Source organism: Burkholderia sp. MSMB1826, assembly GCF_001526325.1.
GTDB lineage: Bacteria > Pseudomonadota > Gammaproteobacteria > Burkholderiales > Burkholderiaceae > Burkholderia.
The window spans coordinates 17,995-40,240 of sequence record NZ_LOYN01000033.1; the positions used below are offsets into that span (position 1 = coordinate 17,995).

A 22,246-nucleotide genomic window follows, 5' to 3' on the forward strand; every position below is an offset into this window, starting at 1 on the left:
CAATCCCGAGACCGAAACGATTCGCGGAGCGGGCAGCTACACCGAGGCGATGCTCACAATGACGAAGCTGGACGACTCTGTGCCGGCGAATCACCCTCTCCGCCCCATTCGTATCTGGCAGAACGACGCGCTCAAGCGTATGGGCCCCGTGCTCGCACGCATGTACGAACGCGATACGAAGGGCGGTCGCGCGAACATTGCTCCGGAGAAGCTAATTCGGGCGTCGCTCTTGCAGGTGCTGTACTCCATTCGAAGCAAATGCATGCTGATGGAGCAAATCTCCTACAACATGCTGCTTCGCTAGTTTGTCGGCCCGCCGATGGACGAAGCGGTGTGGGGACCACTTTTGATCAGCACAGGTTTTCCGTGCGAAAAGGCGGTTCAGGTTGCGACTGTCTGTTCGTATCCCATCGAGCCTGCAGGCTCGCCTGTCAACCCTGTTCGATCGACGCAACATTGCCCAGATCCCACGAGTTCAGTTCGCGTTGATTTCTCGGCCGATTTGTTCCGTTACGTCGACAGCAGTCCATTACCTGATGTGCGTTGCAACCGCGCATTTCAATTCTGGCGTCAGTCAGACTTGGCGTAAGGTTATGCAATTGCCCTTCACTCATCCTCTACTTCTTCCAATAAGCGCTGTTAAAATCTACGCCGCTTCGAAGACGGCTCTGGCGACGATGGCGGAAACGCTCCACGGTCCCTCCGTTCACCTGATAGCTCGATGGACGTCGCCGGAGACGACCGCCCGGAAACAGGGTCGAGCGATCGTTTGGAATCAAACGAGCTCGAATCGTCATCGGTTTCGACCGGTGTCAACAAACCGACAATATTGGAGTATCCGAGTCTCCGAGCATGATCGAGCGCTGTCAGCCCTTCGTGGTCGACAACGTCGGTGGCGGCACCATGCTCCAGCAGCGCGATAATGGCCTCGTCATCGCCACTGTTCACGGCATGCATCAGCGCGGTCCAGCCACGCTCGTCGGTTCGACGAATATCGGCATTCGCCTTGAGGAGCGCGTCCAGAACATCGGCATCGCCGGCCTGAGCGGCAATCAAAAGCGCAGACATGCCATGCTCGTCGACGTCCTCCACATTCGCATCATGCTCTAGCAATACCGTGATCGCGTTGCATTCGCCCGACATGGCTGCATGCATCAGCGGGGTCCGCCCGTTCATGTCGGCGCGGTGCACGTTAGCTCCCGCGATCAACAGCACCTCCAACGCTTCGACATGACCGCTAGCAGCCGCGAGAGATAGGGCGGTCTGATCGTCGACGTCGCTTTGCTCAATATCGCTTCTCGACAGCAACCAGGAAATCGCATCAAAACTGTTGTCGGACGCCGCGATCATCAGCGCAGTACGTCCTTTCTGGTCGGTCGCCTGTTGATCGATTCCCTTCGCGGCCAGCGCTTCCATTGCCGGGATACGATTCGCCGATGCCGCAACCATAAAGGCATTCCAACCTTGTTCATCGGTATGCTCGACGCGCGCTCCTGCCTCCAACAGTCTTACGAGCGCAGCCGAGTCATTGGCATTGGCTGCGTGCAGTAATGCGGTCCATTGATGCTTGTCGCAGTGTTCGAGGTTCGCATGCCTCGCGATCAGCTCAGCGACGGCTGCCGCATTCCCGGCATCTGCGGCATGAATGAGAGCAGTTTTACCCTGATCGTCCGAGATGTGCAGATTTGCGCCGCTAGCTACAAGCAGTTCGATCACGGCCGTGTTTCCCACTTGGCTAGCCTTCATCAGCGCCGTCATGCCATCGGCGTCCGCTTGGTCGAGATTGGCCCCGACCTTGGCTAGCGCTGAGATCACGTGCGTGTGCTTCATCACTGCTGCATGTAACAATGCGGTCCAGCCGTTTCCGTCAGCGATTTCAAGACGAGCCCCACACGCTGCCAGCGCCTCCACGACACCAGCGTGCCCGCGCTGGGCAGCATGCATCAATGCGGTAATTCCGCCGCCGGACGCCAAATTCAGATCGGCCCCCCCTTCGGCGAGTGCTTTTACCGACTCCGTGTGTCCATGCCCCGCGGCGTACAACAACGCCGTCATGCCGCTTGGCATGGCGAGATCGACGGATGCGCCAAGTCTGATCAAGGCCTCGATCGTTGCAGTATGCCCGTTTAACGCAGCACCCATAAGCGCCGTCGCACCCCGCTGGTTAACGGCATCTAGACGCGCGCCGTGTTTCGACAACATCTCGATCGCCGCTACGCGCCCGAGTACAGCTGCGAACATCAATGCGGTCGTTCCGTCCGGCGAAGCGATATTGAGGTCGGCGCCGTGACTAACTAGCGCTTCGATAGCAGCTGTATGGTTTGCGGAAGCAGCAGACATCACAGCGGTCATGCCACGTCCATCCGTACGGTCAAGGTCGGCGCGGTGCGTCGCAAGCGTCTCGATCGACCTGACGTGGCCTTTCGCTGCGGCGATGATCAGTGCAGTGGCGCCGTCCGGCGTGGTTTGCTCCACGTCGACGTGCCGTTCCGCCAATTCCGCGATGATCTCGGCGCTGTCGTGCGCGGCAGCAATGCACAAAGCACTCCAACCCTTGTTATCGGTACGTGAAAGATCAGCACCGCATGCCAGAAGCCCCGCCATCGCTGCGCGCTTATTGAAAGCAGCGGCAACCAGTACAGGACTCCACCCTCTGTCGTCGACCGGCTCGAGATTCACCCCATGGGCATGCAATTCCTCAATTGACGCTACTTGTCCAGCCTCCACTGCGATCGTCAACGCGGTTCGTCCGTTGCCGACCGTACGTTCGATATCAGCTCCTTTTGCGATCAGTTCACGAATCGCAGTGCGGTGTCCATTCCGCGCGGCCAACATGAGAGGCGTCCGGTTGTCTCGATTGAGCACATTAAAGTCGAGCTTCCCGCCTAGCCTGTCGATCAAAGTCGACATACCTTGACTCGCAGCGTAATGCAGCGCGGTATTACCGCGATCGTCTGTCTCGCTGATTCGTGTGATCCACCCGGTCAGTCTTTCCGCGAGATGTCCGTCGCCAGCCTTCGCTGCGAGAATCAAGATGTACTCCCGACGCTTGGGGTCCAATTCATGCATTGCGGTTGGCACGTGAGCAAGCAATACATCCGCCGAATCTGGACGTGCGTCCCTATAGGACCGCACGATTGAATTGCTCTGTAGCGCCAACCATGCAAACTGGTCTCGCTGGCTTGCGAGTAGCGCCGCCACACGTTCCGGTGGTGTCGCGAGCAATTCTTCCTTAGAAGCGTTACTCAATGCCACGATGGCCATTTGAGGCGTCAGTACAGCGTCTAAATCATTGAGGTCGTCGATATTCAGCGAGCGGTTTTCCTTGTCGGTGACGTTGCGGACGAGAAAGGCCTCATACGCCAGTTCGATGACCTGCTCTCGCCCCTTGTCGACGACAACGCGCATCGGAAACTCGTTAAGCAAACCACCGTCGACGAGGCTCTTCCCGATAGTCGGCATCAACAGGGCGGGGTCACGGACCATTCGGTAAATTAGAATCTCGTGCTCGTCTTCGCTGCTCACGAACAACGCGGCAGGCGGCACGTTCCCGTATCGGTCTTGTAGTTCCGTAATCGCCCAGGCCTCGAACTCCGGATAAAACTCAAAGACTTCGTCAGCAGTCAATGGCCTATCTGCAAGTGCAGAAAACCGACTACGAATCTCTGCAAGAGCGTTCTGAGCCACGTGATGTACAAGCCTGCCAGGCGTGACCCGCTGTGTTACGTAGCGCTTGCTTGCAATCAGGTCGTTTTGCGTCAGGTTCAAAGCTGATATAAACATATCTTCGGCAGGCTTCATGCCATAGTCGGTCGCAAGATGATTCCAGCACGCATTGTGGTAGTGAATTTCGTTGTTCCGATAGTTCGGCCTTGCCCCAAACCGGGCCTGAGTGAACTGGAGAATCGATTGCGTTAGCATCCTTTCCCATTCAGCCTTGGCGTTGAATTTCAATCCACCTGCGCCTTGAAGATCGAGTTCTCTCGCTCGCCTGACCAACTGGTCGATGGCCCCGTCGGCGCATGCGATCAATTCCGGTGCGAGATTCTTCAGCGCGACCTCTCGCGTTTCCTCATTGATCTGCGGATTTTCAATACTGAATGCGAGATGCTCGATAGCCTCTTTACCGATCCCATGCGCGAGCGCGACACGGGTAGAAAAGAAGCCAGTCGATCCTGAAGCGACGCGCTTACCAAACTCTTCAATTTGAGCCGATGCGATCTGATTTTCATGGCCCGCCTTTCTATCCAGGAATTGGCGAAGGGAGTCCAGACTCTTTCTGATCTGCGACTTCGACACGTCGTAGTCGCTCGACCGTTCGAAATCTGCAAAGCTTCCGTGCTTGAGCGCGTCGAAATACACAGGTGCCCCACCATAGCGGCTCGCGGCCCTCGAATTAATTGCGTCAAGGCTGTGGGGGCGATCATCAGGATGATCTTCGACTTGAAATCCGCCACCTTCCTTGAATGTGATTCTCATTTTCGCTTTCCCTAAGAGCCTGACGCATGCCACGTCCAGAGGGGACGGGCGATGAAGCACTATCCGCGTCGGCAAACCGGTGCGCTGGTGTCCGCACGAGTGACCAAGCCCGCGGAACGCTGCTGGCTAGATCCAAAATAGCCTGCTCCATCCACAGTGCTTTGGTTTCGCTGCGAAATTTCGGGGGCGTTGACGAAAATTGCGGACAAGAAGCTGTCGCCTGCTACCACCAGAATACAGACCTTGCCGCGATGCGGTCTCCCGGCCGCTAAACACTCGATCTCCAACACTAAACACGGAGGGTGTCTTTCCAATGCAAATGTGCAGTAGGAAGTAACAGCGGGTCAGGAGTCGTTGCTAGCCAATAACCCGTGTTGAGAACAGATTCGAATGCCATTTATCAGCCGAACAAGGCCGATGCCCTACCCACCGACCAAGCAGCTTTCGCAACGGCGAATTTTCTGAGCCTCTCGCGAAGATAACCTATCGAGTGATCGCTCTTACCAACCAGCAATGAAATTGCTCGACAGGCGGTCGTACAGAGTTCGTTGGAATCCTTAATCTTTCGCTGTTTACAACCCACTTCGCCTCATTGATGTCGATAGTCCAATCGCAGAACCAAGTCTGCGTCATCCACTGCAAGAGGTCCAACCATGTCTATCATCAGTCGTTTCCGCGCCGCGGCAAACAGATCCGCGCCGAGCGAGCCTACTGACAAACCCGGTGCCAGTTCGTCTGAAAGCAAAAAAAAAACGATATTTCAGCTTCGCGTTGCCGGGGCTCCAAAAACGCTCGGCATCCTCCGCCAAAGAATCGACGACACCGCCGCGCAGTGCGCCAACATCAAGGCGCCTCGCCGAAAATGCTCTAGTCAATCTGATGCACGCCGAGAGGCCAACAGCGCTCACTACGCGTTTCATTGAGCGAGGCCGGATCGGGAATACTGGAAAAAGCGTGCGACTCGCGCCAATGGCCGTACATGTTCGGGATAAACGAGACATGGTCGAAACAAGTACGTCGAGTAGCCTACGCGCTTCTCCACAACTGAAGCAAGAGAAGCAGCATCGCAATGCGGCCGCTCGTGTCGCCGGACAACATCTCGCTAATCTGGTGGAAAGCAACCCGGGGAAGTTTGATGCGAGCCTTGCGCAAGGCATTATTCCTGATGAGATGCTGCATGGCCTGAACATTGGCCATCTCATCAAGCTTGATGTCAACGAATACGATGTAATTCACGAATTTCAGGAAATTCAATATTCGCAAAATCGGCGACTGCTTCACGAGATTGCGACAGACCTCACGAAACTCGGCGTCGCTTCAGTACAAGATGTCGAGAGAATCCTTCCGCAGATCGTGGCGGGTACTTATTTACCAACCGCCGATACTCATCAAGACGATGAAATCGTCGAGTACGAAACTCCCCCCGAAGAACGAATCCGGTCAGCGTTCGGCAAGCTTCCTGAGCGACTTCGCGACAACGAAATCATCGAAGCTTTTGAAAACCTCGGGAAGCTAGACCCGGTTATCCTGCTCCATAATAAAGCCGAGGCCTATTTCGATAAAATCGACGACCGTCTAGCTCAGATCAACGCCCCCGGCACGCAATGAACTCGGACTGAACTCGGCTGGGCTGTCGGAATGGCGGTCGTCTCCGGCCGCCGCATTCTTCGAATGTCGATAGAAATTTACGACAGGACACTAATGACGTCTCCCCCGGAACGACGTCGAACAAAGATGTGTCCGTTCCGTCGACTACCGTCCTGATCGTTGAATTGGGCCAACAGCGCTTGCTGCAACGTCATACCGATTCCCGCCGGAGTTACCGTTCCTGCGACGCAAGATCCGACACTGCCACATCTGACGTTCTGAAGCAGCGACTTGCTGCTATCGGCAACTTGATACAGCAGTTGCCGAATCCGTATTAACTTAACCCGACCAGCCCAAACTTTCGCGACGGGTCAATGCAACTCATTGCCTACCAGGCTACGTACCACGATGGCACGCGCACAACGATCCGATGCACTTCGACTAATGGAACGTGTTATGGACACACCCGGTGGTCGATCTCACGGTCGAGGCGGAGCAAGCACGGATAGTTCGCGGACGCCCGAAACGCTTTGAGTACTTTGCATATTGAGCATGAACGACAAGCCCGCCGTACGTTGCTTACCCAGCGTCTCCAGTACATAGAGCGTCGGTCGATTCCAGCTCGCGTCGGCGCCGAATGTCCGTGCAATCTCGGCGTCGATCTTGCCGATTTCGGTCTTCCGTTCCGACGATGCTGACGCTCCTTCGTGATGACGTCGCATCTGATAAAGAAAATTGAGTCGCTTCCCTGCGGCGTCGGTCAAGGTACAGCGCTCTCCCATGATGACGTTGCCGCCGTTGTTTGCCCGCTCGGAGAGCGTCAGCATCTCGTCGAGCTTGCGGTGCGCGTCCTCGGTGCCGCCGAACGCGCTTGCTAGTCTCGGCCGGCAGTAGTCTACGTACTGCTTGAATTCCTGATATGTGCCAAATTCCGTGTCCTTGAACGTCAGGTTTGCTGCAACGCGGTCACCATCTCGACCAACGCGCAGCGCCGCGTTGGTATTGGTCGCCCACAGCGTCGTTCCGATTCCGGCGTAGGCCACCGACGGAAACGATAACGCTGCAATATGTCCGCGCTCATGCGCCGGCAAACCTCCACCAGGCAACAGCGCACTCGGAACGTTCTCAATCAGGGTTGCCGATAGCGGCACGGACAGTGCCTGATTGCGGACCGCTGTATTCAGTACAAGACTTCCAGTCTTGTCGTCGAGCCGATTGCGGGTGGTCGACCGCGTAACAGACGCCGAGAAGCTCGGTCCCACACGCGTATTCGGTGTGCCAGCCCGAAGGGTGGCACTGGCGGAGCCAGTCGTGTAGCGTGTGGTGCTATGGTTCTCCGTCCAGTTGATCGACACTGCTGGATCGGCCGCGAATTTATGCGCCAATCCGCTCCACAGTTCGTCCACGTTGCGCGGTACACCGCCCGATGGCCCACTCGTCCGCGCGGTCTCGACAACGTCAAGCAGCTTCGTACGCCACGTCGCGAGGGACTCACGCCCGTCGCCGCCCGATCGGCGTACCCGAATCGTGACGCCCCGTGGCCCGCCCGAGGTGCGGCCGCGCCGTACCCCGCCCGAGACTGCTGCCATCATCACATTGTGCTTCGCGCCGCCGAACGCCCATCCGGCGAAACCGCCACCGCCCGCATACATCGCCGAACGTGCATCGGCACCAATGAATAAATGGCCGAAATGCGCGTTCGAACCAACATCGATGACTGCATGACGGCCCTTGATGTATCCGACGTCAGGAAGCACCGCGACGGCCGGCACCGCGAGCTTGCCGGCGAGTGCGGCAAGCGACTCGGATGGCACGCTCGACACGCCGTAGGTACCGCCTCCAGTCAGACGAATATCATAGGTTTCCGGCATAGTTCGTATCAGGTCGTCGATCGCGGCGAACTGCGCATTGGCGTCGCCGCCGCGCGGGCGAACATCCTTGTCAAACGCCTGACGCAGATTCGAGATTTGACTCTCGACGCCGGGTGGGAGCGAGCTATCCGACACTGCCCACGCTTCGCGCGCCCAATTCTGGAGTACGGCCGGCGTAATCTTCTTCAGCTTATCCAGATGGTTATGGAGCAACACGGCGTTCTCGTCACGATGCACAAGGTGGTCGGCGTCCGTGACCGCGACGCCCGATTCTCCGCTCGTTTGGATTCGGTTCGGCAGCAACGCACGTGCTCGTATCGCGATAGCTTTGTGGTCGCCCCTGTCGAACCGCGTCGTCTCGCGTAAGCCGCTGGTCGCCATGCGCCCCTCCCAATGCTCGAGCGTTGCCAACCGTACCGCGCATAGCGCGCGCTCGCGCTGGGGCAAGTGCTCGTTGATCAGCGCATGGCGCAACTGCTCCTTCACGGAACTCAATGCCGCCGTGAATGGCGCGAACTCCTCGTCCGGATGGCCGAGGACAATGCCGCGGGCGCCGAATGCGTCCAGCGCGGTCAAAGGCGACTTGCTCTTGCCGACGAAGCCCGACAGGATACCTGCGATCTTGCCTTTCGAGGCCGCACGTTCGACGTACTTGAACAGCTTGAACATCCGTTGACGGGTTTTTTCGAGGTCCGTTCCACGGCCTTCACGATCGAAACCGTTACGCCAGGCCATATAGGCCTCCGCGAGGTGCGGCGGAAGTCGGGCATGCGGATTGGCCTTCAGAATTAGAGCTGCGCATAACGCTTTGGCTGCGAGCATATCGTCGGGTGCGAGCGTCCATCCGTCAGCCGACGGTACTTGGCCTTCGGCCGCGTTGACCCGTGTGCGTTGCGCTGGCGGCAGAGCAGCATCGGCAAGATCGGCGAGCTGGTCCAGCCGAACCAGCCCTGGTAGCGGTTGTCTGCTCAGTAACTGGTCTGCCGCCCGCAGCGCATGGCGGAAGGCATCGCGCTGTACTTCTTCCGAACCGCTGGCATCGGATATCGCGTATGGTTCGAACACATGAGGCGCGATCTGCAGCAGCGTCTGCATGCCGGTGCCCGTCTTGCCCAGTGCGATCTGGAAACGCAGCATGTCGGACTGTGCTGGCATTGAAGCGTCGGCGTTGCGCCCCAGCGCACCGAGTGCGGCTACCGCTCGAGCTGGATCGCCATCCGTCGCCCCGGCGAGCGCATTCGATACGATAATCGCATTCTCTCGCGCGTGAGCGGGCTCGATGCCCGCGCCCATTTGTGCGGAAACCAGTTGCTCCAACGCCTGCATCAACCCGTCGATGTCCCGGGTACTGAAGCGGCCGCCCGTTTCGATTTCCTGCCACTGCCGGATCACGTAAGAGCGCATACCGAGCGGCGTTAGGAGATCACTAGGCAATCCAGCCTGGATGCGCCCACTTAAATGCTCTGCCGTTTTTTTTTCATCAACAATGCCGAGCGATGCAATGTTCTTTTCGTGTTTGCGCCCGAGCGTCGATGGGTTGGTTGCTGACAGATCCGGTTGCACGAGTACATCAAGCGGCGACTGCGGCCTCGCGTGACGCGGCACAACTTCGGTGCTGCTATAAAACGGAAGAGTGGTGGTTTTGCCTGTTGCCTTGAGCGCTTTCTGTGCCTTTTTTCCCATCGTGCGCAACGTATCCAATACTCGGTTACCGCGCGACTTGACGATCGGAAATTTTTTCGCGTTTCCTCGTCGATTGATACTAGCGCTCGCGACTGAACTTGACCCATCCACCGACTGGGCGGACTGCCCGGCAGACGCCTTCACGCGTGAAATTGGCACGATGAAGCCTCCAGCTATATATAGTAATAATGGGTATCTCACCCTGAAAGACTGCACTGGCTATTGCCTCCCGAAACGGCGGAGCCAGCGAAGCGCTAAACAAGAGTATGTGAATTTCGTATGTCACCTCGCAACATCCAGCGAATCAGTACGTCCCGAAACGAATCAATGTGCACAGCCCAGGCAATCCGGGACACGCGCACAGAAGACTGATGCTCGCGGGTGAACTGCTTGGATTTCTTGTGAACCGCTACGCGAGCTGCTTATCCCTGCGCTCGGATACGAGCCTGCGCGGCCCATTGCTTCCAGGTTTTTTCTGTCCACGCGGGTTTCCGGTAGAACCAGAGTGACTTGAGTTTGTCGGATGCCAGTAGACGCACGGCATCGCGCCGATTGGCAGTTGGCAATTCCTTCGGATACGCGGATGCCTTCTGCCTGCGAACACTATCCTTTGATCGCCAACTCGTAGACCGTGGTGTATCGAACGTGAGCGGTTTGTTGCTCTCGGCAATGTCTTGGGAACAAGTCGAAGAAGGCCCGGGTCGTTTCGCACGGACGACACCGTCCAATTCAGGAAACTTGCCGTGTGATCGGGGTCGATCGCCACAGTGGCAGAGCGATAGTCCGTACCCGAACTCATCCGTCGCCCTTGACCGGTTTCAGAAACAGAGAAAGCATACGGCTTCCGCCTTTCTGTCATTCCACGCGGTCTGCCGATAGCCAATCCAACAGCCCGGCAACCGAACATCCTGGCAATCTAGCGATTTTCGCCCCCACGCCTATCAAATCAGCTGTCACGTTACGCTTTGCCCTCAAGGGCTCCACAACTTTCGGCAATGAACCTACAAAAAGTAGCGTCGAGGGCGAGGCGCGATCGCGGCGATCGCATTCTGCGCTTGCCGTCGATCATCCACCTTGATCATAGGAACGACATTGTTCCTCATAAAATTCGCAAGCTCACGTCGTTGCCTCTCAGGTAGATGCTCTACGACCGAAAGCACCTGCTCCAGCGGCTGCGCATTATTGTGTGTGTTCCACTCGTCGCCCGTGTCATACATTTCAAACAATGCGCGATTGACAAGGTCGGACACGAGCTCCGGGAATCGTTCGTGATTTCGCATTTCTCGAACTTCCCCACACAGCGACGCAAAAGAGACGCGCGAGGCGTGGATTCCGTCCATATCCCCCCCTTGCCAGAGACGAAATCCATTCACCGCGCTAGCGAGCAGCTCAGCTCTCGCCTCATCCGGCAAGGAGCAAACCCGGCGAAATGATTGAAGTGGCGCACTGGATTGATTTCCGAATTCCTGATTCGCCCTTTGAACATCGGCTGTAATTTCTTCTTGTACGCGCTGCCGCGCCTCGGAAAGATACCCGCCAAACTGGGTATTCGTTAACGAAAACCTACCAAGGGTGACCGCGTCCAAATAATGGGTCAATGGTTCAACCGCTTCGTAGGGCAACGTAGCCGCTTCACTCGATGGTGATCGAGATGACAGAGGCGACAGCGCTGCAGATCGCGTACGCGATGAACCTCGACTGTCCGGACTTCTCACGTTCCGGATGCGTTCGTTCCCATGCTGGGAAACGTCGTCGTCGGAAATTGCGGAGCGATTCACCGATACACATATACCCATTTTTGCCTCGCCTCAATTGCAAGTGATTACACGAGCATCACTGTGACTATAGTGGGCGGGCTTCTTGACGCGGTGAGCGAACTCTTATACCGCGGAGCGAAAATAAGCGGCCAGCAACACTAGAGTGTGTTATGCCCGTTTCATCGATTCCACCGTCCAAGGAAGATGGAATAGCGCAGAATCTACTCAAGTGACGGATTCGAATACCGTCGAATTGTGCCGGTCAGCTCCTGTGATCGTGACGACCGGAGGAATGCCGCGTGCATCTACGATGATGTGTCATTCCGATTCGAGCTTGCCTCGGTCGGGTGGAGACCTGTTTCCTGGCTACCTGGGGCCGGAGACGCTGACTCCATCGACGCTCGCGCGCTCCCAATCGCTCTGGTCGTGCTCACGCAATCGACGTAACCGCTCGATGCAGTCGATGCCATACACCGATCGCTTGCCAGTCTCGCAGACGTCGCCAGCACATCATGCCGCTGCGGAAGCACAGCTCTTGACGGAGGTCTTCCGTAAGCGCTCGATATGTACCGTCTGTTCATGAGGGCTCGACACGGGCAATCTGATTCCCATCAGCCCTGTGTGCGCCTGGTCGCGCCGTCGCTCGACGCCGGCAGGCGGTTTGATGCACTGGTGTCGCTGTCGACAACCCGCGTGCGGCATTGGAGGGGTATAAACAAGGTTCGTGATTATGCGCTGCAGCGCATGATACGATCCTCGGCGACATTTCGGACGCCATTGTTGACCATTTGCGTGCCGCGGCTGACATGGGCAACGGCGCTCGATTCGGCTACGACACCGCGTCTTCGCCCACGCTGTTCCGGCATTACGCAGCGGTACATGCCTATCTGGAGGTGCAGCCGTACTACGGTACCGCCGCGAACGCGATCGCAACACGAGCCGCGCATACCGCATCGCGCACGATGGGCCAACCTGTCGACATCATCAACGCGACGATCGACGAGCTGATCGCGCGCAATATCGAACTTCCGGCGTTCTCGACCCTGGTTCGACTGACCGAACAGATCCATGCCCGGGCACAATCCCGCCTATTCAAACGTGTCACACGACGCCTGACGGCCGAACAGAAACTCACGCTCGACCGACTGCTCACACTTGATTTTTATGCAGTTTACCGGTGTAGACCGATCTAGCTGTACCGGGGTGGCACGATGAACGATCTCAGCACGCTGCCGGGGGGCAGCTACAGTTCGGCGGCCGGGATCAACGACCTCGGCCAGGTGGTGGGCGAACCCACGACGTCGACCGGCGCGACGCACCCGATGATGTGGAGCCGGTAGGCGAAAGCGAAGGCCGCCGGCGGAATGCGGGCCGGCGCGTCATGCTGGCGTCCAGACGCTCAACACACGCTCTAGGTCCGGGCGCTCGCGCTCGGCTGCTGCTTGCTCCGGCGTACCGACGTGCACGAATGCGATCGGCCGCTCGTTGCCGTCGAGCCCGAGCAGCGCCGCCACTTCGGCGTCGTAGACCGCCCAGCCGGTCAGCCATTGCGCGCCGAGCCCGAGCGCGCACGCGCCCAGCAGCAGATTGTACGCGACGCAGCCCGCGCTGAGGTACTGCTCCAGCGCCGGCACGCTGCTGTCAGTGTCGATGCAGGCGATCACCGCGATCACGACCGGCGCGAACGTGTAACGCAGCCGCTCCTTCTCTTGCTGCGCGGGCGTCAGGTCGGGCGAGCGGCGCAGCGCGCGCGCGGCCAGCCATTCGCTGAACGCGACCTTGGCCTCCCCTCTCAGCAAGATCAGGCGGAATGGTTCGAGCTTACCGTGATCGGGTACGCGCACCGCGGCTTCCAGCAAGCCCCGGAGCACGGCCGGCTCGGGTTCGGCGCCGCCGAGCTGGCGTGACGGCGTGGAGCGGCGGTTGAGCAGAGGGGCGAGAGGGTTGGTGGCGAGCACGTCAGGCTCCTTGGGTTCCGTGTTCAGGGGGCAGGCTTGCCGTGCGACGGCGTCAGCGAGAAACGCAGGCCGGCCAGCAGGAAAATCATGCCCGCGCCGGGCAGCACGAAGCCGACGACGGGCGAGCCGAGCGCGCCGAAGCACAGCGGCCACAGCGACGCGCCGACGTTGAGCAGGATCGTGCGCAGGCCGATCAGCCGCCCCACGTCCCGTTCCGCCGCCACGTCGTGGACGAGCGCGAGCAGGTTCGGCTGAGCGGTGCCGAGCGCGAGCCCAAGAAACACCGCGAGCACGCCCATCGTCGCGTAGCTGGTGCGCCACGGATACGCCGCGAAGCACAGCCCGACGACGATCAGCGCGGCGCGAATCACCCACACGCTCGACACCCACCTGACGAGGCCCGGCAGGCACAGCCGGATCGCGAACGTCGCACACGAGAACAGCCCGAGCACGATGCCGATCTGTTCCGGCGACAACCGCACGCTGCGGCTGATGAACGGCACGATGAACGTATGCAGATCCCACGCCATCGCGAGCAGCGCGCCGGCAACGAGCACCGTGCGCACGTCGCGCTGGCCGATCAGCCTGACGATCGCGCGATCGCGCGCGCCGCCCGCCGGCGCGGCCGGCGGGGCCGTGCTCGCGCGGAACGCGTGCCGGCTGGTCGCGACGAGCGCGATCAGCACGGCGGCGGCGATGGCCGTCGCCTGCAGCGGCGTGCGCCCCCCCACGCGCCCGACAGAGAGCCTCCCAGCATCGCGGCAAGTGACGTCGCCGCAGACTGCGTCAGTGAGAAATAGCCGAAGTTGCGCACCCGCGCGTCGGGTGCGCTGCGCTCACCTATGTGCAACTGCAGCGAGATCTGGAGCGCGGTAAAGCCGACGCCGCACAGCAGCGCGCCGGGAAACAGCAGCGCGTAGGGCCCCGGTACCGCCTGCAGCGCCGCGCCACCGAGCAGTATTGCGCTGCCGCCGACCATCATCCAGCGCGGCCCGAAGCGGGTCGCCGCCGCGCCAGCGTGGATCGCCATCACGAGCGGCGCGAGCGAATACATCGCCATCACGACGCCGAGCTCGAGCGGCCGGCCGGTCGCTGCGTGCGTCGTGAAGGCCGGCGCGGGCGCGGCCCGTTCGATCGGTTGCCGTTCCATATCGATGCGCGTCAGTGCGCGGCCTGCCAGACGATCCGCGCTTCGAGCCACGCGCTTGCCTCCGCGACGCGCTCGGCGGTCTGCGCCTCGCTCGCGCCGGTGACGATCACGCTCAGCACGTCGTCGGTATACGTCGCGGCCTTGCCATTGACCATACCCTGTCGCCCGTTGACGAACAGATTCGTGCACCACTCGAACGGCGTGGTGAACGGTAGCGCGCGCAGCGCGGCATCCCGCGTCGGGAACATCAGCGACGCCGAGTAGCGCTGCGGCCGCGCGCCGGCGCCGATCTGCGTGTCGAGCCCGCACTGCGCGCGCACCCACGCGCGGCTCAGGTTGAAGCCGTAGTCTTGCTCGATCAGCTCGATGATCAGCGAGCCGGCGGTACGGTTCGCGATCTCGTTCAGCAGCAGCGTGCCGTCGTCTGCGCAGAAGATTTCCGCGTGGAACGCGAGCGGATCGGTCGGCGGTAGCGCCGCGATCACGCGCTTGCAGAACGCGACCAGGCGCTCGCCCAGTTCCGTGTCGGGCTGCATTGTCATGCTGCCGTATCAGCCATGCGCCTGATAGTCGAGCGACGAGTTGATGTAGCGATACGGCACGATGAATTCGTAGCGGCCGCCGCGCAGCAGGCCGTTGACGTGATACATCTTACCGCTGACGAAGGTCTCCACCATGTACTGCCGCGCGGGCGGGGCGAGCTGGAAGTCGTGCAGATCGCGCGCATCTTTCAGCACCCGCACGCCGCGCGAGCCGGCCGCGTCGACTGGTTTCACGACCACCGGATAGCCGTGCGCGTCGGTGAACGCGGGCAGGTCGGTCGCGACCTCCAGGCGCCGATAGTGGGCGGTCGGCACACCGGCCACCGCCATGCAGTCCTTCATCGTGACCTTGTCACGATATGCGCGCGCGCTCGCCACCGACTGGCCCGCCAGCCCGAGGCTTTCGCGCAGCGCGGCCACGCGCAGCATGTCGTATTCGGATTGCGACGCGAGGTACTGCAATGACGCGTTGCGGCCTATCTCCAGCGCGAGTTGGTCCGCGAGCGGGCTGTTGAGGTCGTCGAACTTGCGGATCAGCTTGTACTTGCCGGGGCGGTTCATCGGCTTGCTAGTGATCGCGTACACATCACGGCCCGCGTCGGCCAGCCAGTTGTAGAAATCGAACTTGGTGGATCGGTTGAATACCAGAAATGCCATGATTGTCCTCGCGTCGTATCCAGTCTTGTTCACACGCCGCCAGCGGCCGCGGACGTCCGTCCTTCGTCCTGCGCGATCAGGACACCGGCCCGACGACGCCGACAAGCGGCACGTTGCGCACGAGCACGCACTCGCCCGCGACGCGCCGCGCCGTGCCGGGGCCCTCCATCGACACGACGAGGCGCGCGTTCGCGCAATCGGGGCCGCCCTGGTCGATCACGACGTCGCCGGCGTCGTCCGGGAAGCCCGCATGGAGCACCACGGTCGGCGCGATGCCTGCAGTGGCCATGTCCTCCTGCGTGCCGCAGCGCAGCGGGAAGTGCCGCGCAACGAGGCCCGGCGGTGAGGCGTCGCACACCGCGTAGACGTAGAGGCCCGTCGTGTCGAGGCGCGCGCATAGCGCGTCGCGGCGCGCCGGATCGATCGCGATGTCGTGCAGCGCGGCCGCGTCGGGCAACGCGACGAACAGCTTCTCGCGCGGCGCGCCGATCGTGCGCGCGAGCGTCGCGCCGGCCGCGCGCAGCACGTCCGGGTTCGGTAGGCCGAGCGCGGCCAGCGCCTCGGCGAGCGCATTGCCGCCGTCGATTCGCTGCGCGCGCCCAGCTTCCTGCAGGTACGACCAGCGCCCTTGCGCATCCTGCCCGACGCGAATCGTCGTGCCGCCGACGTCGAACACCTGCTCGGTTCCGCCGTCGTCGTGCTCGGCACGCCATGCGGCCGCGGCGAGCGTGCCGTGCCCGCAGAACGCAATCTCGCCCCCAGGCGTGAAGAAACGCAGGCCGAGGCCGGACGGCGTCGCGCCGCGCATAATCCACGTGACTTCGCCCTGCAGCCGCCCGGCCATCGCCGTGCACGCGCCGATGTCCACGCGTTCGTGCGGATCCGTCGCGAATACGAACGCGGCATTGCCGCGCTGCCCGTTTGCGCTGAATGCATGCACCTGTGCGCCATACCTGATCACTGTTGCGACTCCCGTCGTTATCGTCGTCTATGCGAGCGGCGACGCCACCGCGGGAAACGCGCGCTGGAACGCTTCCGCATGCGTGATCGCCTGCGCCGCGCGGCGGTTCGCCTGCGCGCCCCGCTGCAGCGCGACGCGCTCGTAATAGGCCCACATTCCCTGCTGCGACGCGATGCACTCGAACGCTTGGCGCTTGCGCGCCCACACGTCGGAGATGTCGACGAACAGGTTCGCCTTGAAGTCGCACAGCTCGGGCTGATGCGGTTCGAAGTAGAACAGGCTCGACGGCGGCACCGTGTCGGCGCCGTGGCCCGGCGCGCTCGCAAACACACGCGCCTGCGTGACCATCTCGCAGGTGTTCGCGTGATCCGCGTTGCCGGGGTCCGCTGGCGGATGCGTGACGATCGCGTCCGGGCGGAATGCGCGGATGATCCGGTTCAGCCGCAGCGTGGTATCGGCGCTGGCTTCGAGCGGGTAGTCGTCGAGGTCGAGCGCGTCGAGCTCGACGCCGAGCACGTCGGCCGCCGCGCGCGCTTCCGCGATGCGCGCGCGCTTGACCGTCGCGCGCGTCGCGCCGTCCGCGCTCCACAATTTCCCGGCTTCGCCCATCACGCCATACGACAGGCACACCACCTTGACGTCCTCTCCGTTCGCGCGATGGCGAAGAATCGTGCCTGCGGCACGCCAGACGAAATCGCCCGGATGGGCGGCGACGACGAGCGGCCGGTTACTCATGACGATGTTCCCCTTCAAGATCTAGATAACGGGCCACGAGCCGCCGCGTGACAGGCCGCGCAGCATGGTGCTTCAGAACGTACGCATCGACCGACGCGATCGGCGCGATTTCCAGCCCGGTGCCGCACAGGAACGCTTCGTCCGCCATGTGCAGCTCGCTCGGCATCAGCCGCTCCTCCCGCACGTCGAGCCCTTCGGCGCGGCCGATCTCGAGGATCGCGTCGCGCGTAATGCTCGGCAGGATCGCCTGGTCGAGGGCCGGCGTGCGCAGGTGATTGCCGGTCACGATGAACAGCGCCGCGGTGGGCGCTTCGCTCAGGTAGCCTTCGTCGTTCAGGAAGACGGGAAAATCATACCCGGCCGCACGCGCGCCGTGATCCGCGATGAACGGAATCGCATACGCTGAAATGCAACGGCGGCTCCGCCGGATCGTGGAAGTGCTCGTAGATCGCGTCGAAGTGCGCATGCCGGCGCTCGATCGCGCGATCGAGGAAGCGGTGCGCCTGCGCGCGCAATTCGTCGGTCGTGCAATAAGTGTCGAGGAGGATCTCGGCCGTCTCGGCGTGGTCTTCCTCGAGATCGCTGACGGCCTGCTGCCCGTCGCCCGCGCGCTCCACGCTGCTCGCGTGGTGCACGAAGAACTCGATCCCTTCCGGCGGCAGCCCGTAGACGTCGCGCATCACCGACAGCATCGACTGGTTCTGCGTCGACACGACGGGCGGTTGGCCTTCCATCAGCAGCAGCACCGACGCGACGCCCGCGGTGAAATGGACCGACGTGTTGCACGCCTCGACGTTGTGATCGATGACGGCCTGCGTCTGCGGCAGCAGCGCCGCGCGATCGATGTCGTCCTGTGTCACGCCGAGCGCCTTGCCGAAATCGACGAAGGTTTCGAGGTGGCGCTTCGATTGACTGAAGTGCCCCGTCTCCTCCTCGAACACGTTCTCGACGAGCTCGACGCGCAGCCGGTGGTCCGGGATGCGCGACGCGATGCCGAGGATGTTGCGGGTCCAGTGGTTCTTGATCGGGAAGCGGTGGATCACAAAGTTCTGCAGCAGATGCTTGCCGGCCTTCCCGGCGAGCACGGTCTGGTACAGCCGGCTCGTCATCTTCTTGCGGCCGTTGATCTTGTCGCGCAGCGATTGAACGAATTCGCTCATGATCGGATTCCTTCCTATCAGGTTGAGTGTCGGGATTCGAGGGACTTAATCTTGTCGATGTTCAGGTTGTTCTGACCGTAAAACACGTTGTCGAGCTTTTCCTTGAAACGCACGGGGAAGAAATCGTGCGGAAAGCTGGTCGGCACTAGCGAAAAGCCGCCGATGTTGATCGGCCGCCGGTCCGCCTTCGACACTTCCGCAAGCAGCACTTCGATCGCCGCGTTGCCGCCGCCCTTGCCCACGCCGCCGATCGTACCGTCCGCCCACGACGCGCCCGCGCTCATCGCCGCAAGCGCGTTCGCGACCGCGAGATGCAGCGAGTCGTGCGCATGAAAGCCGAGCTGGCCGGTGAAATGCCGGCGCATTTCGCCGACGATGCTGGTCACGTCGGTGGGGTACAGCGCGCCATTCGAATCGGCAGCGTACAGCGTGTCGAAGCCGGCGGCGGCGAGCGCGCGCGTGACCTCCGCGAGCTGTGCGGGCGGGCGTTCGCTGATGCGCGTGATGTTCGCGCAGGTCGTGAGGCCGAGGCGCTTCGCGCGTTCGCCGAGCGCGGCGGCCTTGTCCAGGTTCCGCTGGGTGCAGGTGAAGCGGACCACCGACACGGGCAGATCCGCCAATTCGTCGAGGTCCGCGACCTCGACGTCGCCCGGCGGCACCATCACGCCGTAGCGCACCGGCGCTTGCCGCGCGAGCGACGCGAGGAATGCGTGCGGGCAGTGCGCGATCGTCGCCGCGTGGCGCTCGAGGTTGCGACGCCGGAAGTAGCCGACCTCGATCACATCCACGCCCGATGCGATCAGTCGCGTCAGGATCGCATCGATCTGCGGTGCGGAGAAATCGTGATCGTTGATATAGCCACCGTCTCGAAGCGTGCAGTCGAGCAGCGTTACGGTGCGACTCGGTTGGGTCCGGCTCAAAGGTGAATTCATCGATTGGGCTCCACGAATCCGACGGGCATCTAGCACTGCCGCAAACCACGTCGCAGGTTTTCGAACGAAGGCGACCGATGTGCAAGCACGGCCTTTTAAATCAAGGCCGCCTGCATTCATTGAAATCAATTCATTTCTGGGTTTTCAGCACATGAAGGACGGGATGTTTGAATGATCGCCAGAAGACGAAAATCGAAACACTTCGAATGATCGTTGCAATCGATGCGTTGGCACGAGCCGGATGGCCGATTTCGATGAGCGTTTGTTTCACCACGTCAGGCATTTCCTCGAGTCTTCACGGGTGACGACCATTTCGCCGACAACGCTTCCGTATATGTATCCGCATTGCACGCCCCCGTGCGGGTAGCGTGCGGGTAGGCGGCGGCAACAATCTTCGCGAGAAGAATGCCTGCTTTCTTGAACAATAAAAATCATATTTTTAACAACACTCTTCATATTTTCATAATTCCTTCATCGTGGATTTTCGACCCAAATACTGAGAAATTGAAAAAACCACTGGCTTCGCGCCACATTCTCCGGATCAACCATTTTCATGATCTGACTGAAACTGCCGATTCATTACAAAACCATTCGTCCTGGTATTTTTGACAGACAATCGAATTTTGCAATAATGTATTTCAGGATTCGATTGAATTGACGGGCGCCGTGCGTGCATGACACGAGCTCGCCGCCGCTCCCGATCGCGTGCGCCTAGCGAGCGTCGACCGGCTGCAGGTCGTCCGGGCACACGTACGGCGAAGCACTCGACCAGCACCGTAGCGTAGATCGTTGACGACGGGAGCGCGATGCTATCGGATAGGCTCGACGTGGGCAGTAGAGGGTAGCGACGACGCCACATTCCACGGCTGCAGGTCGTCGATGCGGTTGATCGGATGGACCGCAATGCGCTCGAGCACGTAGGCGAGATACACCTCGGGATCAAGGCCGTTCAAGCGCGCCGTGCCAATCCGGCTATACATCGCGGCGGCACATTCGCCACCGGGGTCGGCGCCGGCGAACAAGTAATTCTCTCTGCCGAGGGCGACACCGCGCAGTGCTCGCTCGGCGATTAGGTTGTCGATTTCCGCACACCCGTCGCTGCAGTAGTAGATGAGCGCAGGCCAGCGATTCAGCGCGTACTGAATCGCCTTGGTCGTGTCAGATTTTGAGTGTGGCGAGCGTTGCTTCGAATCAGCGTTTCATGTCATCGAGCAGCGGCACCGCTCGCGCCTGGCGCACACTGTACCGCTCATCAGGTGGTTTGCCACGGATCTGCTCCTCGATGTTGTAGAGCGCGCCGATCCGGCCCAGCGCTTCCTCCGTTACCGCGTTGGGACGGACGGATGTAGATCATGGATCTTTCGGCGAGCGTGGGCCATGCAGGCAGCTTCCTGGATGGTGCCACCGCGATACAGCTCGGCATAGCCGGCAAACGCATCGGCCTGCAGCACGCCGGCGAAGTTTGCAACATGCTGCTGGGGATGCTCCCCCGTCGAGTGGGCGTGTAGGCGAACCAGACCGCCGCCGGCTCTTCGGAGGCACTCGGCCGGTCATCACGCAAGTAGACCCACAGAGGTCCTGTCTTTGTACGACCGTTGCCGGGCGCCAGCACGGGCAACGGCGTGTCGTCAGCGTGAACCTTGCCGCCGGACAGCGCGTAGCGGCGCACGGTGTCGACCAGCGGTGCAAGCAGCGCCGTGATGCCCCCCATCCAATACCCCATCTCACCCGGATCGATCTCGACGCCGTCGCGCGCGTACATGACTGCCTGGCGATGCAGCGGGAGGTGGCACGCGAACTTCGACACGGAGATGTGGGTGAGCAGCGCCGGCCCCGGGATGTCCCGATCGATCGGGCGACTCGGTGCCGCGGCCTGCACGATGCGATCGCAGCATGCGCAGGCCAGCTTCGGACGGCCGTGGCGAATCACGCGGAAGTGCGCCCGGACGTATTCGAGTTGTTCCGAGACGTCTTCGCCCAGCGGTTTGAGTTGCCCGCCCAGTCGGGGCAGTCATCATCGGCGGGCAGATGGATGCGCTCTTCGCGCTCAAGGTGATCAGGCAACGGCTTGCGGCCCACTCCTTCGCGACTCGGCCGTTTCACTGCAGCAGCCGTGACCATATCGGCCGAGCCTTCATCGCCCTGCAGGTCTTCCAGCCGCAATTCAAGCTGTTCGATCTGGCGATCCAGCTTCTCCGATTTCCGGCCGAACTGCATCCGGCGCAGCTTGGCGATCATCAGCTTCAGATGTTCGATCTCGATCGCGCGCGACGAGAACTGCTCGTGCAAACTGGCGACTATCGCCTTCAGCGCGTCAATGTCGTCGGGGAGATGGGTTGGAGCAGCGGACATGCAGAGAGCTGACACGACGCCACCCACGAGCTCTCCACGCGTAATGAACGTTTACAATGCGCTGCGCTGGCGTGCCACATCGATAGGTTGCTGCCAATCGAAACCTTCGAGCAAGAGCGCGAGCTGAGCGGTCGTCAGCGCAACAACTCCGGCATGGGCGCGTGGCCACGCGAAACGTCTTTTCTCGAGGCGCTTCGAGAGCAGGCACAGGCCACCGCCGCACCACCACAAGCACTTCAGCAAGTCGCCGCGCTTACCCCGGAACACGAACACGTGCCCGCTGTAGGGATCCTTCTCCAGCACGGTTTGCACCTTCGCGGCCAATGAGTTGAAGCCGAAACGCATGTCCGTGACACCCGCTGCGATCCAGATTTGCGTGTTCGGCGAGATCACTTCAGACAGTCTCGCAAATACCGTTCGGC

At 61.0% G+C, this 22,246-nt stretch carries 17 protein-coding genes and 4 pseudogenes; 4 read left to right on the forward strand and 17 right to left on the reverse strand.

The window, feature by feature from the left end; all coding sequences use genetic code 11:
- Positions 1-19: 19 nt before the first annotated feature.
- A pseudogene (locus WS95_RS21515) lies at positions 20-301 on the forward strand (transposase); the annotation flags it as partial.
- A 338-nt stretch (positions 302-639) separates the two neighbouring features.
- Here the strand turns inward: WS95_RS21515 and WS95_RS21520 are convergent.
- Positions 640-4,479: an ankyrin repeat domain-containing protein gene (locus tag WS95_RS21520; protein ID WP_156444542.1), complete on the reverse strand. Its 3,840-nt coding sequence runs from the start codon at positions 4,477-4,479 to the stop codon at positions 640-642.
- A 723-nt stretch (positions 4,480-5,202) separates the two neighbouring features.
- Here WS95_RS21520 and WS95_RS35050 point away from each other — a divergent pair.
- Positions 5,203-6,087: a hypothetical protein gene (locus WS95_RS35050; protein ID WP_156444543.1), complete on the forward strand. Its 885-nt coding sequence runs from the start codon at positions 5,203-5,205 to the stop codon at positions 6,085-6,087.
- Between the two features lie 458 nt (positions 6,088-6,545).
- Here WS95_RS35050 and WS95_RS21530 read toward each other — a convergent pair whose 3' ends face one another.
- The 3 genes and pseudogenes from WS95_RS21530 to WS95_RS35815 all read right to left on the reverse strand — a co-directional run.
- Positions 6,546-9,638, reverse strand: a complete 3,093-nt coding sequence (locus WS95_RS21530) for a hypothetical protein (protein WP_179950213.1) — start codon at positions 9,636-9,638, stop codon at positions 6,546-6,548.
- Positions 9,639-10,621: 983 nt separating this feature from the next.
- Positions 10,622-11,242, reverse strand: a complete 621-nt coding sequence (locus WS95_RS35055; protein ID WP_156444545.1) for a hypothetical protein — start codon at positions 11,240-11,242, stop codon at positions 10,622-10,624.
- Positions 11,243-11,614: 372 nt separating this feature from the next.
- A pseudogene (locus tag WS95_RS35815) lies at positions 11,615-11,927 on the reverse strand (IS5/IS1182 family transposase); the annotation flags it as partial.
- Between the two features lie 214 nt (positions 11,928-12,141).
- On the opposite strand from WS95_RS35815, the pseudogene WS95_RS21535 reads away from it, so the two are divergent.
- Positions 12,142-12,537: pseudogene (locus tag WS95_RS21535) on the forward strand (DUF4158 domain-containing protein); the annotation flags it as partial.
- Positions 12,538-12,588: 51 nt separating this feature from the next.
- The gene (locus WS95_RS33855; RefSeq protein WP_082746976.1) at positions 12,589-12,717 is read left to right on the forward strand and encodes a hypothetical protein; all 129 of its coding nucleotides are present in this window, start codon (positions 12,589-12,591) and stop codon (positions 12,715-12,717) included.
- Between the two features lie 39 nt (positions 12,718-12,756).
- Here WS95_RS33855 and WS95_RS21540 read toward each other — a convergent pair whose 3' ends face one another.
- From WS95_RS21540 to tnpB, 13 genes and pseudogenes are all read right to left on the reverse strand, one after another.
- Entirely contained in the window at positions 12,757-13,335 is a 579-nt protein-coding gene (locus WS95_RS21540; RefSeq protein WP_059825715.1) for a nitroreductase family protein, read from the reverse strand.
- Between the two features lie 23 nt (positions 13,336-13,358).
- The gene (locus WS95_RS21545; protein WP_257139916.1) at positions 13,359-14,066 is read right to left on the reverse strand and encodes an MFS transporter; all 708 of its coding nucleotides are present in this window, start codon (positions 14,064-14,066) and stop codon (positions 13,359-13,361) included.
- Positions 14,015-14,485, reverse strand: coding sequence for an MFS transporter (locus tag WS95_RS21550; protein WP_059825717.1), 471 nt, complete (start codon positions 14,483-14,485; stop codon positions 14,015-14,017). Before WS95_RS21550 ends, WS95_RS21545 begins: the two co-directional genes overlap by 52 nt.
- A gap of 11 nt (positions 14,486-14,496) precedes the next feature.
- Positions 14,497-15,027 carry a hypothetical protein gene (locus tag WS95_RS35820; RefSeq protein WP_257139917.1) on the reverse strand — a complete coding sequence of 177 codons (531 nt, stop codon included), beginning with the start codon at positions 15,025-15,027 and terminating at the stop codon, positions 14,497-14,499.
- Between the two features lie 9 nt (positions 15,028-15,036).
- Complete coding sequence (locus WS95_RS35825; protein WP_257139918.1) at positions 15,037-15,684, reverse strand: ATP-grasp domain-containing protein; 648 nt, start codon at positions 15,682-15,684, stop codon at positions 15,037-15,039.
- A 76-nt stretch (positions 15,685-15,760) separates the two neighbouring features.
- The gene (locus WS95_RS21560; RefSeq protein ID WP_257139919.1) at positions 15,761-16,624 is read right to left on the reverse strand and encodes a PhzF family phenazine biosynthesis protein; all 864 of its coding nucleotides are present in this window, start codon (positions 16,622-16,624) and stop codon (positions 15,761-15,763) included.
- Positions 16,625-16,672: 48 nt separating this feature from the next.
- Complete coding sequence (locus WS95_RS21565; RefSeq protein ID WP_059825722.1) at positions 16,673-17,380, reverse strand: PIG-L deacetylase family protein; 708 nt, start codon at positions 17,378-17,380, stop codon at positions 16,673-16,675.
- The gene (locus WS95_RS21570; RefSeq protein ID WP_257139920.1) at positions 17,373-17,846 is read right to left on the reverse strand and encodes an aminotransferase class IV; all 474 of its coding nucleotides are present in this window, start codon (positions 17,844-17,846) and stop codon (positions 17,373-17,375) included. Before WS95_RS21570 ends, WS95_RS21565 begins: the two co-directional genes overlap by 8 nt.
- On the reverse strand, positions 17,731-18,540 hold the full coding sequence (locus WS95_RS21575) for a TenA family transcriptional regulator (RefSeq protein WP_059825725.1): 810 nt from the start codon (positions 18,538-18,540) through the stop codon (positions 17,731-17,733). Before WS95_RS21575 ends, WS95_RS21570 begins: the two co-directional genes overlap by 116 nt.
- 17 nt (positions 18,541-18,557) lie before the next feature.
- Complete coding sequence (locus WS95_RS21580) at positions 18,558-19,472, reverse strand: pyruvate carboxyltransferase (RefSeq protein WP_059825728.1); 915 nt, start codon at positions 19,470-19,472, stop codon at positions 18,558-18,560.
- A 130-nt stretch (positions 19,473-19,602) separates the two neighbouring features.
- Positions 19,603-19,746 carry a hypothetical protein gene (locus tag WS95_RS35060; RefSeq protein ID WP_156444546.1) on the reverse strand — a complete coding sequence of 48 codons (144 nt, stop codon included), beginning with the start codon at positions 19,744-19,746 and terminating at the stop codon, positions 19,603-19,605.
- Positions 19,747-20,281: 535 nt separating this feature from the next.
- A pseudogene (tnpC, locus tag WS95_RS36190) lies at positions 20,282-21,824 on the reverse strand (IS66 family transposase).
- Between the two features lie 51 nt (positions 21,825-21,875).
- A complete protein-coding gene (gene tnpB, locus WS95_RS21590) occupies positions 21,876-22,217 on the reverse strand; it encodes an IS66 family insertion sequence element accessory protein TnpB (protein ID WP_218921602.1) in 342 nt (113 codons plus the stop codon).
- Between the last annotated feature and the right edge of the window lie 29 nt (positions 22,218-22,246).

Coding starts and splice junctions, on each gene's coding strand:
- WS95_RS21520 (WP_156444542.1), bottom strand. CDS start 4,479: ATGAGAATCACATTCAAGGAAGGTGGCGGATTTCAAGTCGAAGATCAT.
- WS95_RS33855 (WP_082746976.1), top strand. CDS start 12,589: ATGAACGATCTCAGCACGCTGCCGGGGGGCAGCTACAGTTCGGCGGCC.
- WS95_RS21550 (WP_059825717.1), bottom strand. CDS start 14,485: ATGGAACGGCAACCGATCGAACGGGCCGCGCCCGCGCCGGCCTTCACG.
- WS95_RS35820 (WP_257139917.1), bottom strand. CDS start 15,027: ATGACAATGCAGCCCGACACGGAACTGGGCGAGCGCCTGGTCGCGTTC.
- WS95_RS35825 (WP_257139918.1), bottom strand. CDS start 15,684: ATGGCATTTCTGGTATTCAACCGATCCACCAAGTTCGATTTCTACAAC.
- WS95_RS21565 (WP_059825722.1), bottom strand. CDS start 17,380: ATGAGTAACCGGCCGCTCGTCGTCGCCGCCCATCCGGGCGATTTCGTC.
- WS95_RS21570 (WP_257139920.1), bottom strand. CDS start 17,846: ATGCGCACTTCGACGCGATCTACGAGCACTTCCACGATCCGGCGGAGC.
- WS95_RS21575 (WP_059825725.1), bottom strand. CDS start 18,540: ATGAGCGAATTCGTTCAATCGCTGCGCGACAAGATCAACGGCCGCAAG.
- WS95_RS21580 (WP_059825728.1), bottom strand. CDS start 19,472: ATGAATTCACCTTTGAGCCGGACCCAACCGAGTCGCACCGTAACGCTG.